Origin of the sequence: Paenibacillus sp. UNC496MF (assembly GCF_900113915.1) — a bacterium.
In the GTDB taxonomy this organism is placed as follows: Bacteria; Bacillota; Bacilli; order Paenibacillales; family Paenibacillaceae; genus Paenibacillus_Z; species Paenibacillus_Z artemisiicola.
Map to the genome: position 1 here is coordinate 751,178 of NZ_FORE01000005.1, position 13,146 is coordinate 764,323.

General features: G+C 64.2%; 13 protein-coding genes. 1 reads left to right on the plus strand and 12 read right to left on the minus strand.

Annotated features, from left to right (window positions below; translation table 11 throughout):
- Nucleotide 1: 1 nt before the first annotated feature.
- The 7 genes from BMZ79_RS08490 to BMZ79_RS08520 all read right to left on the minus strand — a co-directional run bounded on the left by BMZ79_RS08490 (nt 2) and on the right by BMZ79_RS08520 (nt 6,223).
- The gene (locus BMZ79_RS08490; protein ID WP_090638609.1) at nt 2–958 is read right to left on the minus strand and encodes an AAA family ATPase; all 957 of its coding nucleotides are present in this window, start codon (nt 956–958) and stop codon (nt 2–4) included.
- Nucleotides 959–1,111: 153 nt separating this feature from the next.
- Nucleotides 1,112–1,462, minus strand: coding sequence for a stage V sporulation protein AE (spoVAE, locus tag BMZ79_RS08495; RefSeq protein WP_090638611.1), 351 nt, complete (start codon nt 1,460–1,462; stop codon nt 1,112–1,114).
- A gap of 21 nt (nt 1,463–1,483) precedes the next feature.
- Nucleotides 1,484–2,500: a stage V sporulation protein AD gene (spoVAD, locus tag BMZ79_RS08500; protein ID WP_090638614.1), complete on the minus strand. Its 1,017-nt coding sequence runs from the start codon at nt 2,498–2,500 to the stop codon at nt 1,484–1,486.
- A 2-nt stretch (nt 2,501–2,502) separates the two neighbouring features.
- Nucleotides 2,503–2,955 carry a stage V sporulation protein AC gene (gene spoVAC, locus BMZ79_RS08505; protein ID WP_090638620.1) on the minus strand — a complete coding sequence of 151 codons (453 nt, stop codon included), beginning with the start codon at nt 2,953–2,955 and terminating at the stop codon, nt 2,503–2,505.
- 506 nt (nt 2,956–3,461) lie between these two features.
- Complete coding sequence (locus tag BMZ79_RS08510; protein ID WP_090638792.1) at nt 3,462–4,037, minus strand: nitroreductase family protein; 576 nt, start codon at nt 4,035–4,037, stop codon at nt 3,462–3,464.
- Between the two features lie 186 nt (nt 4,038–4,223).
- Nucleotides 4,224–5,063 carry a sugar phosphate isomerase/epimerase family protein gene (locus BMZ79_RS08515; RefSeq protein ID WP_090638622.1) on the minus strand — a complete coding sequence of 280 codons (840 nt, stop codon included), beginning with the start codon at nt 5,061–5,063 and terminating at the stop codon, nt 4,224–4,226.
- A gap of 95 nt (nt 5,064–5,158) precedes the next feature.
- Nucleotides 5,159–6,223 (minus strand): Gfo/Idh/MocA family protein, encoded by a 1,065-nt coding sequence (locus BMZ79_RS08520; protein ID WP_090638625.1) that lies wholly within the window; start codon nt 6,221–6,223, stop codon nt 5,159–5,161.
- Nucleotides 6,224–6,353: 130 nt separating this feature from the next.
- Here BMZ79_RS08520 and BMZ79_RS08525 point away from each other — a divergent pair, with 130 nt between their 5' ends.
- Nucleotides 6,354–7,223, plus strand: coding sequence for a helix-turn-helix domain-containing protein (locus tag BMZ79_RS08525; RefSeq protein ID WP_090638626.1), 870 nt, complete (start codon nt 6,354–6,356; stop codon nt 7,221–7,223).
- Between the two features lie 42 nt (nt 7,224–7,265).
- On the opposite strand, the gene BMZ79_RS08530 is transcribed toward BMZ79_RS08525, so the two are convergent.
- The 5 genes from BMZ79_RS08530 to BMZ79_RS08550 form a co-directional block, all read right to left on the minus strand.
- Complete coding sequence (locus BMZ79_RS08530; RefSeq protein ID WP_090638629.1) at nt 7,266–8,144, minus strand: phytanoyl-CoA dioxygenase family protein; 879 nt, start codon at nt 8,142–8,144, stop codon at nt 7,266–7,268.
- A gap of 105 nt (nt 8,145–8,249) precedes the next feature.
- The gene (locus BMZ79_RS08535; RefSeq protein ID WP_177222050.1) at nt 8,250–9,116 is read right to left on the minus strand and encodes a helix-turn-helix transcriptional regulator; all 867 of its coding nucleotides are present in this window, start codon (nt 9,114–9,116) and stop codon (nt 8,250–8,252) included.
- Between the two features lie 116 nt (nt 9,117–9,232).
- On the minus strand, nt 9,233–9,604 hold the full coding sequence (locus tag BMZ79_RS08540) for a hypothetical protein (RefSeq protein WP_090638633.1): 372 nt from the start codon (nt 9,602–9,604) through the stop codon (nt 9,233–9,235).
- A gap of 192 nt (nt 9,605–9,796) precedes the next feature.
- Nucleotides 9,797–11,848, minus strand: a complete 2,052-nt coding sequence (locus tag BMZ79_RS08545; RefSeq protein WP_090638636.1) for a molybdopterin-containing oxidoreductase family protein — start codon at nt 11,846–11,848, stop codon at nt 9,797–9,799.
- Nucleotides 11,849–12,080: 232 nt separating this feature from the next.
- The gene (locus BMZ79_RS08550; RefSeq protein ID WP_090638638.1) at nt 12,081–13,061 is read right to left on the minus strand and encodes an aldo/keto reductase; all 981 of its coding nucleotides are present in this window, start codon (nt 13,059–13,061) and stop codon (nt 12,081–12,083) included.
- Nucleotides 13,062–13,146 lie beyond the last annotated feature (85 nt).

Here is a 13,146-nt window from a genome sequence, read left to right on the forward strand (position 1 = left end):
GTCAACGCTCCATGCGCACGGGCACGCTCGTCTCGCGGACGACCGCCTGCACGACGTCCTCCGTCGTCAAGCCGTTCATGCGGGACTCCGTGTGCAGAATGATCCGGTGCGCGAGCACCGGGGACGCCAGCAGCTTGATATCGTCCGGAATGACGTAGTCGCGCTCCTGGAGGTAGGCGTACGCCCTCGCCGCGGCGGTCAGCGAGATCGCCGCGCGCGGGCTTGCGCCCAGCTGAACGCCGGCATGCTCGCGCGTGCCGCGCACGATGCGGATGATGTAATCGGCCACGGCGTTGTCGAGGTGAACCCGCTTGACGTCTTCCATCATGAGCGCGACCTGCGCGGCGGTCACGACGGGCTCCAGCAGCTCGGCGGGCGAGGTGGCGTTCGGCGAGACGATCATCTGGCGCTCCGTCGCCGCGTCCGGATAGCCGAGCGAGATTTTCATCATGAACCGGTCCAGCTGCGCTTCCGGCAAGGTATACGTGCCGTCGAACTCGATCGGGTTCTGCGTCGCGATCATCGTGAAGGGGACGGGCAGGCCGTACGTATCGCCGTCGACCGTGACGTGCCGCTCCTCCATCGCCTCCAGCAGCGCGGACTGCGTCTTCGTGGTGGCGCGGTTGATCTCGTCGACGAGCACCAGGTTCGCCATGATCGGGCCCGGACGGAACAGGAACGTTTCATTCTTGGGATGGTAGATCGAAACCCCCGTGATGTCCGAGGGAAGAAGGTCGGGATTGCATTGGATGCGGCGGAACTGGCCGCCGATGGTACGCGCGAGCGCCTTCACGAGCTGGGTCTTGCCCGTGCCCGGAACGTCCTCGATCAACACGTGGCCGCCGGCCAGAAGCGCCGTGAGCAGCCGCTCGATTTCGGTTTGTTTTCCCAGGATGCAGCTTTCCAGATTGCGGCGGATTTCATTGCTTAACCGGTATTCCGCTGTACGAGTCTCCATGAACATTCCTCCCGGAAAAATTGCTGGAACATGAGTGCAAATGCTAGTCCTATTATTTTACAGAATAATGGGAGCCCCGTACAGCCGCAGCGGCGCCAAAAAAAATTGGAGATTCCCACAGGAACCTCCAATTGCGCCGTTCTATCCAATTCGTTAGCCCTTCGGCCTGACGGCGAGCGCCGCCAGGAACGAGAAAATGATCGCCGCGGATATGCCCGCGCTCGTGATGTCGAAGATGCCGGTGATGATCCCGATCCACCCGTCGCGGTGCAGCTCCGTCAGCGCCCCGTGCACGAGCGAGTTGCCGAAGCTCGTGATCGGCACGGTCGCGCCGGCGCCCGCGAATTTGACCAGCGGGTCGTACCAGCCGATGCCGTCGACGACCGCGCCGGCCACGACGAGCGTCGCCATCGTGTGCGCCGGCGTCAGCTTGGCGACGTCGAACATCAGCTGGCCGATCACGCAGATGCCGCCGCCGACGAGAAAAGCCCACAAATAAATCATGCAGTACCGCTCCTTTCTCCGTTAATTGTGCATCGGACTTTCGATCGCGACGGCGTGGGCGATGCACGGGATCGACTCGCCCTGCTGGTACGACAGCGGCGAGAGCAGCGCGCCCGTCGCGCAGACGAGGATGCGCTTCAGCTCGCCCTTCATGAGCCGCTTCAGCAGATGGCCGTACGTGACGACGGCGGAGCAGGCGCAGCCGCTTCCTCCCGCCTGCACCTTCTGCTTCGCCACGTCGAACACCATCAGCCCGCAGTCGCCGAACACCGTGTCTTGCATCGGAATGCCGTCCCGTGCCAGCAAATCCGTCGCGATGGCGTGCCCGACGGACGCCAGGTCCCCGGTGACGATCAGGTCGTAATCCTTCGGCTGCCGGCCCGTGTCGTTGAAATGCATCGTCAGCGTATCCACCGCCGCCGGCGCCATCGCCGCCCCCATGTTGAACGGATCGGTGATGCCGAGATCGACGATCTTCCCGATCGTCGCGCATTGCACGACCGGCCCCTCGCCCTCCGGCGCCACGACGACCGCGCCCGCTCCCGTCACGGTGTACTGCGCGGTCGGCGGCTTCTGGGAGCCGTATTCCGTCGGGTACCGGAACTGCTTCTCCGCCGTGCAGTTATGGCTGCACGTGCCCGCGAGCACGTACTGTCCGGAGCCGGAATTGACGATCAGCGAGGCGATGGCGAGCGACTCCATGGACGTGGAGCAGGCGCCGAACACGCCGAGGTAAGGCGCGCCGATCGTCCGCGCCGCGAAGCTGTTGCTGATGATCTGGTTCATCAGGTCGCCGCCGACGTAGAACTGCAGCTGCTGCTTGTTCACCTTCGCCTTCTCGAGCGCCATGTCGGACGCCTGCTCCAGCAGCAGCCGCTCGGCCTTCTCCCAGCTCTTCTGCTGCATGTCCAGCTCCGGATGGACGAGATCGAAATCGGCCGCGAGCGGCCCTTCGCCTTCGTCCGGCCCGACGACCGTCGCCGAGCTGATGATGACCGGCCGCTGTTCGAACCACCACGTTTGTTTGCCGCGCAGCATGGTCAGTGCCCTCCGATCCCGAAGATGAAGTAGACCAGCCCGACGAAGAACGCGGCCACGACGCCGTAGACGATGACCGAGCCGGCCAGCTTGAACATGTTCGCGCCCACGCCGAGCACGAGTCCTTCGGCCCGGTGCTCCAGCGCCGCGGAGCACATGGAGTTGGCGAAGCCCGTAACCGGAACGGCGGTGCCGGCGCCGGCCCATTGGGCGATCTTGTCGTATACGCCGAGGCAGGTCAGGATGACCGAGATGAGAATAAGCACCGCGACGGTCGGGTTGCCCGCCTCCGTCCGCGACATATGGAAGCCGTACATGAACGCCTCGGAGATGGCTTGTCCCACGATGCTGATCAAGCCGCCCACGAGGAACGCCCGCACGCAGTTGGCCAGCACGGAACGGGACGGCTCCCGGTTTTTGGCGAAATTTTGATATTCTTTAGGCGACATTGTCATCTTTTTATACTTGGGTTGTCCTGCGCTCTTGGTTGCGATGATCGTGCCCTCCTCTTGTTGGTCTTTTAAGAAGTATGCGTCTGCGGCGGGCGCTTTATGCCAGCGCTGGCATGCTTCGGGCCCGCGGACGCGTTGGACGCGCCGAAAAGCCCTCCGCGCGCCCGGTGCGGCGCGGAGGGCCGGGAAATGGCTTGCGGGGCGCGCGCAGCGGTTCAGAACAGCGCAACCGCCAGGAGCGCGACGAGCAGCACGTAAAGCAGCAGCGCCAGCAGCATGACGACGGCTCGCAGATCGCGTTCGAAGGACAAGGGCATCGTGGAAACTCCTCTCGGCCGGTATGGGCGTATGCTGTATCTTATGCGGGCGGGAGCGGACCGGCGACTGCTTCGTCCGAAATCGCCCGGCTCCAAGGGGCGCTCATCCGCCGGTCGCCGGCGCAAGAACAAAAAAAGCGTGCGCGACCCTTCCGGGATCGGCGCGCGCCTTCTTATCGATATCGTGACGTCTTACTGCCCGATCCACGTCGTCTTGCTGGCCGCGGATGCGCGCTTCGCCTGGGGCGCCGCCATGTCGGGCACGCCCAAATAAATAAAGCCCAGCATCTTGTCCTGCGGACGCAGGCCGAACGCTTCGTTCATGAGCGGGTGGTAGCACGGCTCGCCGCTTCTCCATACCGCGCCAAGGCCGAGGGCGTGAATCGTCAGCAGCATGTTCTGAATGGCCGCGTTGACGGCGCCGTATTCCTCCAGCTCGATGACGTCCTTGCGCTCGGCCGGCTCCACGGCGACGGCGATGACGACCGGCGCCCGCAGCGCCTTCTTGCGCGCGTCCTCGGCCTTCGCCTCCAACGCCGCCGCGTCGAGCCCTTCCGCCGCCTGCGCGACCGCGATCGACGCCAGCGCGCCGCCGAGCTTCCGGCGCCCGTCCCCGCTCAGCACGAAGAAGCGCCACGGCTCCGTCAGCCGGTGGTTCGGCGCCCAAATGCCCGCTTCCAAAATCAGTTCGATCGTTTCCTTGGCGATCGGCTCCTGCGTCACTTTGCCGATGCTTCTTCTCGTCCGGATCGCCTCGATTACGTTCATCATGATTCCCGTCTCCCCTTCTTGCGATGGCGTTTTCATAGATTCATTGTAGCACAGCCGTGACCGAATGTTGAATCGGCGGGTGACCGGAGCGGGCGCCTTCCCGCCTCGCCGGACGCAGGAAAGCCCCGCGAAAGCGGCCGAAGCCGCCCCGCGGGGCTCAGCTGTGCTGCGGCGATTCGAGGCTTACGCCAGGCCTGCCGCCGCGTACACTTTATCGAAGCCGGCCTTCGAACGCGCCAGCAGCGATTCCGGCGAGCCGGACGGCGCTTCCGCCGACAGGATTTCCTGCGTCACGGAGCCCTTGTAGCCGATCGCGTTCAACGCCTTCAGGAAACCGGCGAGATCGATGACGCCTTCGCCCGGGTAGAGGCGGCCGTTGTCGCGCGCTTCTTCCACCGGCACGTCCGGCGCGTCGTTGACGTGGACATGCACGAGCTGGTCCGGCGTCAGCGCTTCGATGTCCGCCACGCTATGGCCGTTGGTGTACCAGTGGTACGCGTCGAACAGCAGGCCGACGTTCGGCTCGCCGATGGCGGCGATCCAATCCAGCGTTTCGTCCATCGACCAAAGGAACGGATTCGCCCACGCCGTGCGCAGGTGATGCGGGCCGACGAACTCCAAGCCGAGGCGGATGCCGTAGGCGCCGAGAATTTGCGCGCACGTACGCAGCCGGCGCGTGGCGATGACCGCGAAGTGCGCCGCCTTGTAATCCGTGGCCGGCAGCACGTACGTGCAGCAGTTGCGGACGCCGAGCGATGCCGCCGCCGCGGCTTCCTCCGCCAGCTTGGCGAGGCCGGCGCGGAACTTCTCTTCCGATTGGCGCCATTCGACCGACAGGCCGATGGAGCCGATCGCGACGCCGCTGTCCGCCAGCAGTTTGCGGGCGCCTTCGAGTCCGTTGCGGTCGATCAAGCCTTTGGCGTCGATGTCGACCGTCTGAAAGCCGTATTCGCCGGCCAGCGCGATGAAGCGTTCGTCGCTGCCGATGTCGCCGAGCCCGGCGCGGGAAAGTCCTTTTAACATATTCGATCAGCCTCCGTCGATTCGATAGATTCGGGATGAGAGATTGGTGATGATAGATTCGGAATGAGAGATTCGGGCTGCGCGGGAATCGCGCCTTACAGGTTCCAGTCCAGCTTGACTTCGTGGCCGGTGCGGGACGATTCGTAGATCGCGTCGAGCACCAGGTTGTTCGTGTAGCCCGTCAGCGCCGACGTGATCGGCCGCTTGCCCGTCAGGATGCAATCGATGAAGTGGCGGCTCAGGCGAAGCCGCTCGCTCTCGTCGTTCTCGGGCCGGGACAGCGGCGTTTCCAGCGGTTTGTCGAATTTCTCGGTGAGCAGCTTGCCCGTCGCGCCGCGGTAGCTCGCACCGCCTTCCGTGCCCATCAAATGAACGAACGGCGTGTTGTCCGTGTCCATGTGAACGGCCCAGCTCACTTCCAGCGTCAGCGTGCTGCCGTCTTCCATCTTGATCATTGCCGTCGCCAGGTCCTCGACGTCGTAGACGCCGCTCCAGTTCGGCTTGCCCCACGTGCCGATGCCCTTGCGCTTCGGCCCGAATTCCGCGTACGTCGAGCCGAAGACCGAGACCGGCTTCGGGTTGCCCATCAGGTACAACGCGAGGTCGAGCATATGGACGCCGATATCGATGAGCGGGCCGCCGCCCGACTGGTCCATGCGCGTGAACCACGTGCCCCAGCCCGGAATGCCCTTGCGGCGGAACCAGCCCGTCTTGGCCGTGTAGATCCGGCCGAGCTCGCCGCGGTCGATCTGCTCCTTGATCTGCATCGGCACGGATTCCCAGCGCATTTGATGCCCGATCATGACGACCTTGTCGGACGCCTGGCTCGCCTTCAGAATCTGCTTGGCCGCGGCCGCGTTGATGCCCATCGGCTTCTCCAGCAGCACGTGCTTCCCCGCTTCGATCGCCCGGACGGCGAACTCCGCGTGATATTGGTTCGGGACGCCGATGATGACCGCGTCGACGTTCGGGCTCTGAATGAGCGCCTCCGGCGATTCCGGTACGCCCGGTATGCCGAACTCCGCCGCCCGCTGCTCCGCCAACGGCAAGTACAAGTCCGTGATTGCCGTGATTTCGCATGCGTCGCGCAGCTGCGAAAATTGCGATGCGTGAACGCTTCCAATATTCCCCGCGCCGATGATGCCGATCCGTACTGCCATTGCTCCATCTTCCTCTCCGGATGTCTGCCGCCTGATACGCGCGTAACGATTCTATGATAAAGTAGAACCTAGAAAAAAGCTTGTCTCATATTTCGATAAACGTCCCAATTCTTCGGAGGATCGCCTTTCCATGACCCATTTTCCGGACTATTTGAAAACTTATCCGAACGCGGACGGCCCGTTCCCGTTCCATATCGGCGTCCATGCCCTCGAACGCGGCTTCCGGGCGCACCGCCACGATTTCCTGGAGCTGTCGTACGTCATCTCCGGCCGCGGCTCCGAAGCCGTCAACGACGTCCGGCACGACATGGTGCCGGGTACGTTCACCTTCGTGCAGCCGTACCAGGTGCACGAGCTGTTCACGGAGCCCGGAAGCACGCTGCTGCTGTACAACTGCATGTTCAGCATGGATCTGCTGATGGACGCGGGCGGCCACGGCGACGGGCTGGCGGAGCTGATCGAGCCGAGCGCGCTGCCGCCGTACACGACGTTTACCGGCGCGATGGCGGAGCGGACGCGGTTCCTCATCGACGACATGATGCGCGAGTACGAAGGCGGCGAGCCTTGGCGGCTCCCGATGCTGCAAGCCCGGCTGAAGGAGCTGCTGATCTGCTTCGACCGCGAGCGGCGCAAGCACCGGCCCGACGCGGCGATCGCCGCGCCGCCGATCAAGAAGGGCGCCTCCGTCTGGCCGATCCTTCATCATCTCCACCGCCATTACCAGGAGGACGTCACGCTGTCCAGGCTGTCGGAGCGCTTCGCCATGAGCGCCTCGCGGATCAGCGAGGTGATCAAGGAGCAGACCGGCCAGACGTTCGTCCACTTCCTTCAGGACCTGCGGCTGCGCCACGCCACCTCGCTGCTCGTCTCCACCGATTACAGCGTCGTCGAGGTCGCGCTCGAGGTCGGCTTCGGGTCCTACAAGACGTTCGCCAAAATTTTCCGCGAACGCAAGGGCATGGCGCCGCTCGCGTACCGCAAAGCGAAAAGACCCGTCTGACGCCGAAGCGCCGGACGGATCTTTCTTCGCGCCGGCGCCGGCCTACACGCGGTGCAGCTTTTGTCCCTTCGCCTCCGAGACCTCCCGCCACAGACGGCGCCATTCCCCCGCGTCCCGCAGCACGCTCTCCGGGTCGCGCGCGCTGCGAACCGGGAAGGACGGCTGGAACGAACGGCCGGAGTTCGCCCCCGTCTTGTGGTAGCGCAGATCGATGGACCAGCGGACGATGCCGGACCGGTTGCCGATTCCGCGATGCGGCGTGTACTTATTCATGATGACGAGGCTGCCCTTCGGGCATTCCGCCCGGACCGGCACGATCTCAGGCAGCTTGGCGGGATCGATCATCGTGCCGCCTTCCGCGCGGTGGTCGAGATAGCCCTGCTTGAACGCGCCCGGCATGACTTCCATGCAGCCGGTCTCCGCGGTCGCGTCCACGAGCGGCATCCAGAACGTGATGATCTCGGAGGCATCGGAATCCGGCGTCGTGACCGCGCAGTCCTGATGCCACGGCACGTTCTGAAAATAATCCGGCTCGTCCCCCGCGTACGCCGATGGCAGCTTCGCCCGAAGATGCTGGATCGGATTGCAGCTGATCTCGCTGCCGAGCAGGCATTCCGCGACGTCCAGCAGCTTCTCGCTGCCCAGATGGCGAAACATCGCCTCGCCGAGCAGGTGCTGGATATCGAACCCTTTGCCGATTTCGCGGCATTCCCGGTACAGGAACGCATAGCGCCGCTCGAACGGCTCCTCTTCATAAAGCGCTTTCAGCTTGCCTTCCGAAAACAGCCGCCGCGCCCTTTCGTCGATCTCCCGCTCCAGCTCGCCGATAACCGGCCGCAGGTCCGCCTCGCTCAGCACTTCCGGCACGATCAGATACCCTTCCGTCTGATACGCGATGATTTGCTCCACCGTCAACCGCATGTCCGCATGCCTCCGAATCGTAGAATGACTTGCCGCTTCTACCTCCATGCTACCAGCGGCGCGTTCATGGCGGAAGATACAAAACCCGCGCGAATGCGGACGATTTTATCCTCTTCGGTACGCCCCGGGCGCGCGCCCGCTGTGCTTGCGGAACAAGCGCGCAAAATACGACGGGTCGTCGTAGCCGAGCATCCCGGCGATCGCGGCCACGGGATGGTCCGTATAGAGGAGCAGCTTCTCCGCTTCGGTCATGCGCAGCCGCAGCAGGTACGATAACGGCGACAAGCCGGTATGGGCTTTGAACACGCGGCACAGATAATTCGGCGTCCAATGGACCAGCTCGGCCAGCTCCTCCAAGCGGACGGGCTCGGCGATCCGGGCGGACAGATGGCGCTTGAGCGCGTCGATCTCCTCGGCGTTGCCCGGACGCCCCGGCACGGCGTCCGCCGCGATCAGCCGGCAGACCACTTCTTCCGCGCGCAGCATCAGATCCGCCACCAGAAGCGACTTCCGATCCGGCGTGGAGAACCGGTGCTCCGGATCGAGCAGCCGGGCGAACCCTTCCAGCAGGAACGGACGCAGCCGCGCGGGCACGGCGATCGGGTGCTCCCGCATCGCCGCGGGCACGCGCACCCCTCTGCGCCGCTCGAGCCAGTCGAAAAAATCGGCCCGCACGGCGTTGTCCGCCTCGTCGCGCAGGAGAAAGGTGCATTCCGCGTTATGCAGCGGCCGTTCGGGGTCGCCGTGGAACTGATGCCATTCGCCGGGCTGGATGATGTACAACAAGCCGGGCTCCGCTTTGGTGATCCGATCGTTGACGAGAAAGCTCCCTTCGCCTTCCGTGACGTACATGAAGTGGAACACCGGATGCCGGTGGCGGTTCGTCAGCGTTCCCGTGCGCGCGCGCTGCAGATCCGTCGTGACGTGCTCCACCCGCAAGTACCGCTCATCCATTTGAACCCGTAAACTCATGCCGGACGCCTCCCCGATTTCGAACATGAATACGTATATTTTACTCCCGTCCGGACATGACGAAAAGACCGGAACCCTCCATTCCGGTCTTCTCTATGTGAACGCCTCATCTACATTCAGAAGATTTGGCCGAGGCGGTTGCGGCCATGCAGGACCGGCGCGCCTTCTTCGCCGTTTTGCTCCTGCTTTTGCGCGATCGCGCGAAGCCGTTCCGTCAGCTCCGCGAACCATTCGGCGTCCCGCGTCGCGAGCGCCAGCTCGATGAAATCGAGCAGCGGGCCTTCGTAGTCCAGCACCTCCAGCGTCGGCTGCGGCTTCAGCCAACTGCTCAGCACGGCGACCGCAGTGCCTACCGCGGCGTCATGATCCGACTGTACGACATGGACCGTCGCGATGTTCCGCTGTTCATTCAGCGACGCGATGAATCCTTGAATCATTTCTCCGTCTTTCGTTCTGCCTTGTACCCAATCGCCGATCGCAAAGCTCATCGTCAAGCACCACCCGTCTTCGATTTTTGGAAGCACCAGAACTGTACTTATCTCAGTTACAGTATAGGCGGGAAAAGGGGACGCTTCGCAAATGGCTGCCTTTGCTCGCCGTCCCGTTTCCCTTTCGATACTGTAATTATATGAGTTACAGTTAATAATGTCAAGCAGCTTACAAAAATAAAGTACGAGCCGCTACACGGCTTTCGCGACGCTGACGCGCCCGGAGAAAAACGTCGCGCCCTGCCCCATGTCGGCGACGCGGTCCGGCGTCAGCGCGTTGACGACGGCTTTGCGGTCCTTGCCGTCCGCCCATAGTCCTTGGCTGACGACGACGCCCGGCAGCACGTCTTCCCCGACGGCCGCCGTCAGCTCGCATTCGCCGCGCCCGTTCCACACCTTCACCGCGTCCCCGTCGCGAATGCCGAGCGTTTCCGCGTCGGCGGCGTTCATGTACAGCTTCGGCGTCTTCTCCATCGCCGCGTGCTTGCCGTTATGCGCGAACGTCGAGTTGAGGAAGTTATGGTTCGCCGTCGGAATGAACAGGAACGGATGCGTCCCTTCCTCGACGAGCGGCATGTAGGTCGGCAACGGCGGGAATCCTTGCCGCTCCATGGCGGCCGAATACAGCTCGATCCGGCCGCTCGGCGTGCGGAGCTTGCCCTCCAGGACGGGCCGGACGTCCGCCTTGGCAAACTGCTTCTCCCGCAGCGCGTCCAAGGTGATGTCCCGCAATCCCGGGTTCGCCGGATTGTCCAACGCTTGCGCGATCATGTCGTAGTCGCTGTCCCGCAGCGCCTCGTCCTCGTAGCCCATCGCCTGCGCCAGCAGCCGGAAGACGTCCGTGTTGGACTTGCTTTCGCCGTAAGGCGCCGCGACCTGTTCTTGAATCTGCACGTAATGATGCCAATAAGAGGAATACACGTCCGTATTCTCGAACGCCGACGTCGCCGGCAGCACGATGTCCGCGTAGGCGGCCGTCTCCGTCAGGAACAGCTCGTGCACGACCGTGAACAAGTCCTCGCGCGCCAGCCCTTCCCGGACCTTGCCCGCGTTCGGCGCGACGACGGCCGGGTTCGCGTTGTACACGTACAGCGAGCGGATCGGCTTCGCTTCGTCTTCCAGCGCCTCGCCAAGCAGATTCATGTTGATGTCGCGCGGCCGGGCAAGCGCCTTCGGCTTCAGATCGGGACGTCCCAGCGCGCGCTGGTTCAGCGCCAGATGGCCGCCGTTGCCCTTGATCGCGCCGCCGCCCCGCCTCAGCCACTGGCCGGTCAGCGCCGGCAGGCAGGCGATCGCCCGGGTCGTCATGCCGCCGTTGTCGTGATGCTGCGGACCGTTGCCGATTCGGATGAACGCGGAGCCGTCTATCGTGCCGTATAGGCGGGCCAGCTTGACGATGTCCGCCGCGGGCACGCCGGTGATCCCGGAGACGTAGTCGGGCGAGTACGTCTTCACGTGCTCGCGCAGCTCTTCATGGCCCACCGTGTTCGCCGCCATGAACGCCTCGTCGACGAGCCCTTCCGCGAACAGGACGTGCATGACGCCGAGCGCCAGCGCCGCGTCCGTGCCCGGCCGCACCGGGATAAACCAGTCGCCCCACTTGGCGGTCCGGTTCCGGTGGACGTCGATGACGACGACCGTGGCGCCGTTCTTCCGGGCCTTCTCGGCCAGCGTCACCTGATGCATGTTCGTGCTGACCGCATTGACGCCCCACATGATAATTAGCTTGGCATGGACGCTCTCCTCCGGATCCGTGCCGTAGCTGCCGCCCATCGTGTAGGCGTACCCGACGGTGCCGGCCGCCTCGCAGATGGAGTAGATCAAGCGGCTCGCGTTCATCCGGTTGAAAAAGCGCCGCCCCATGCCTTCCGTGTTGACGCGGCCCATATTGCCGTAGAAGCTGTACGGCAGGATCGCCTCCGGGCCTTCCTCCGCGATGATCGCCTTCCAGCGGGACGTGATCGTCGCGATCGCCTCGTCCCAGCCGATGCGCTCGAATTGGCCGCTTCCCTTGGGGCCGGTTCGCTTGAGCGGGTACCGCAGCCGCTTCTCGTCGTAGATCCGCGCGGTCATGTTCCGTACTTTATTGCAAATCGCCCCCTGCGTGACGGGATGCGAGGGATCGCCTTCGATTTTGACGATGACGCCGTCTTGCTTATGAACCAGCAGGCCGCACTGATCCGGGCAATCCAGCGAGCACACGGACGGGAATACGCCGTTTGCCTGTTCCACATAACTGCTCATGCCGCTTTCTCCTTCCATCCTTCAACTTGCGTACCCCCAGTATACTAGATTGCCGCGACGCCGGCACCCCCGCGGGAACGGCCTGCGCCGAAGGCCCCGCCCGCGCACGAAAAAAAGCCCGGCGGCCGCATGGGCCGTCGGGCTTTTTCAATGGCAAAACGGTTAGGTTGGCGTGTCGACTCCGGCCGGCGGGCGGTCTGCCGCATTCCGCAGCCGGCATCGGTCTCTCGGCTTATTCGCCGGTTTCCAAGTAACGCACTTGCGCCGGCGTCAGCGTCAACTCCCCGGCGGCGCAGCTGTCGCGCACGTATTCCGGCTTCGTCGCCCCGATGATCGGGAAGACCGGGAACGGCTGCGACGTCAGATACGCCAGCGCGATGGCGGAGCCGGTCGTCCCGAGCTCGGCCGCCAGCCGCTGCGCGCGCTCGAGCCGGCCGAAATTGGCGTCGCTGAAATACTGCCGCTCGACGGCCTCCGCGCTGCCTTGGCCGCCCGCTTCGCGATCGCGGGCGTAGCGTCCGCCGAAAAACCCGTTCGCCTGCGAAGAGAACGGAATCACCGCCATCCCCGTCCGCTCGAAATACGCCTTGTCCGCTTCGCTCATGATGACGAGCGTCGTATCGCGAATGGAGCCGGGATTGACGACCGCCATATTCCACAGCGGCTGGCTCGCGGCGAACGGCGTCAACCCGTTACCCTCGGCGTAAGCCCGCGCTTCCTCGATGCGCGCCACGGTCCAATTGGAACAGCCGATGCTGCGGATCTTGCCGGCCTTGACCAGCCCGTCCAGCGCTTCCATGATGCCCGCGACCGGCGCGGCCGGATCGTCCCGGTGCAGCCAATACAGGTCGATGACGTCCGTCCCCAGCTGGCCGAGGCTCCGGTCGACGTCGGCGATCAGATCGTCCCGGCCGAGCCGGCCGATATGCATCGACGACAGCTCGGGATGCCCGCCCTTGGTGGCGAGCACGAGCCGTCCGCGGTTGCCGCGTTCCTTCAGCCATTTGCCGAGCCGGATCTCCGTCAGGCTTCGGCCTTGGTTCAGCCAATCGTCGTACACGAGCGCCGTGTCGAAAAAATTGCCGCCTTGCTCCACGTAGAGATCGAACAGCCGGAAGGCTTCCGCCTCCGTCATGCCGCCGCCGAAGCCGGCGGTGCCCATGACGATGACCGCGGCGTTCAAATCCGTTCCGGGAATAGTGCCGTATCGCATCTGCGTCCCCTCCCATGTAGGCCATGCCTCGTCTGCCTTGCGTGCGTATGCGGCTCTCGGTGCGGGTCTAAGCTGGGGTCCGCGA

Bases quoted from the DNA above. Each gene is read 5' to 3' on its own strand.
- BMZ79_RS08545 (WP_090638636.1), bottom strand. From the start codon at position 11,848: ATGAGCAGTTATGTGGAACAGGCAAACGGCGTATTCCCGTCCGTGTGC.
- spoVAE (WP_090638611.1), bottom strand. From the start codon at position 1,462: ATGATTTATTTGTGGGCTTTTCTCGTCGGCGGCGGCATCTGCGTGATC.
- spoVAD (WP_090638614.1), bottom strand. From the start codon at position 2,500: ATGCTGCGCGGCAAACAAACGTGGTGGTTCGAACAGCGGCCGGTCATC.
- spoVAC (WP_090638620.1), bottom strand. From the start codon at position 2,955: ATGACAATGTCGCCTAAAGAATATCAAAATTTCGCCAAAAACCGGGAG.
- BMZ79_RS08525 (WP_090638626.1), top strand. From the start codon at position 6,354: ATGACCCATTTTCCGGACTATTTGAAAACTTATCCGAACGCGGACGGC.
- BMZ79_RS08510 (WP_090638792.1), bottom strand. From the start codon at position 4,037: ATGAACGTAATCGAGGCGATCCGGACGAGAAGAAGCATCGGCAAAGTG.
- BMZ79_RS08520 (WP_090638625.1), bottom strand. From the start codon at position 6,223: ATGGCAGTACGGATCGGCATCATCGGCGCGGGGAATATTGGAAGCGTT.
- BMZ79_RS08535 (WP_177222050.1), bottom strand. From the start codon at position 9,116: ATGAGTTTACGGGTTCAAATGGATGAGCGGTACTTGCGGGTGGAGCAC.
- BMZ79_RS08540 (WP_090638633.1), bottom strand. From the start codon at position 9,604: ATGAGCTTTGCGATCGGCGATTGGGTACAAGGCAGAACGAAAGACGGA.
- BMZ79_RS08515 (WP_090638622.1), bottom strand. From the start codon at position 5,063: ATGTTAAAAGGACTTTCCCGCGCCGGGCTCGGCGACATCGGCAGCGAC.
- BMZ79_RS08490 (WP_090638609.1), bottom strand. From the start codon at position 958: ATGGAGACTCGTACAGCGGAATACCGGTTAAGCAATGAAATCCGCCGC.
- BMZ79_RS08530 (WP_090638629.1), bottom strand. From the start codon at position 8,144: ATGCGGTTGACGGTGGAGCAAATCATCGCGTATCAGACGGAAGGGTAT.
- BMZ79_RS08550 (WP_090638638.1), bottom strand. From the start codon at position 13,061: ATGCGATACGGCACTATTCCCGGAACGGATTTGAACGCCGCGGTCATC.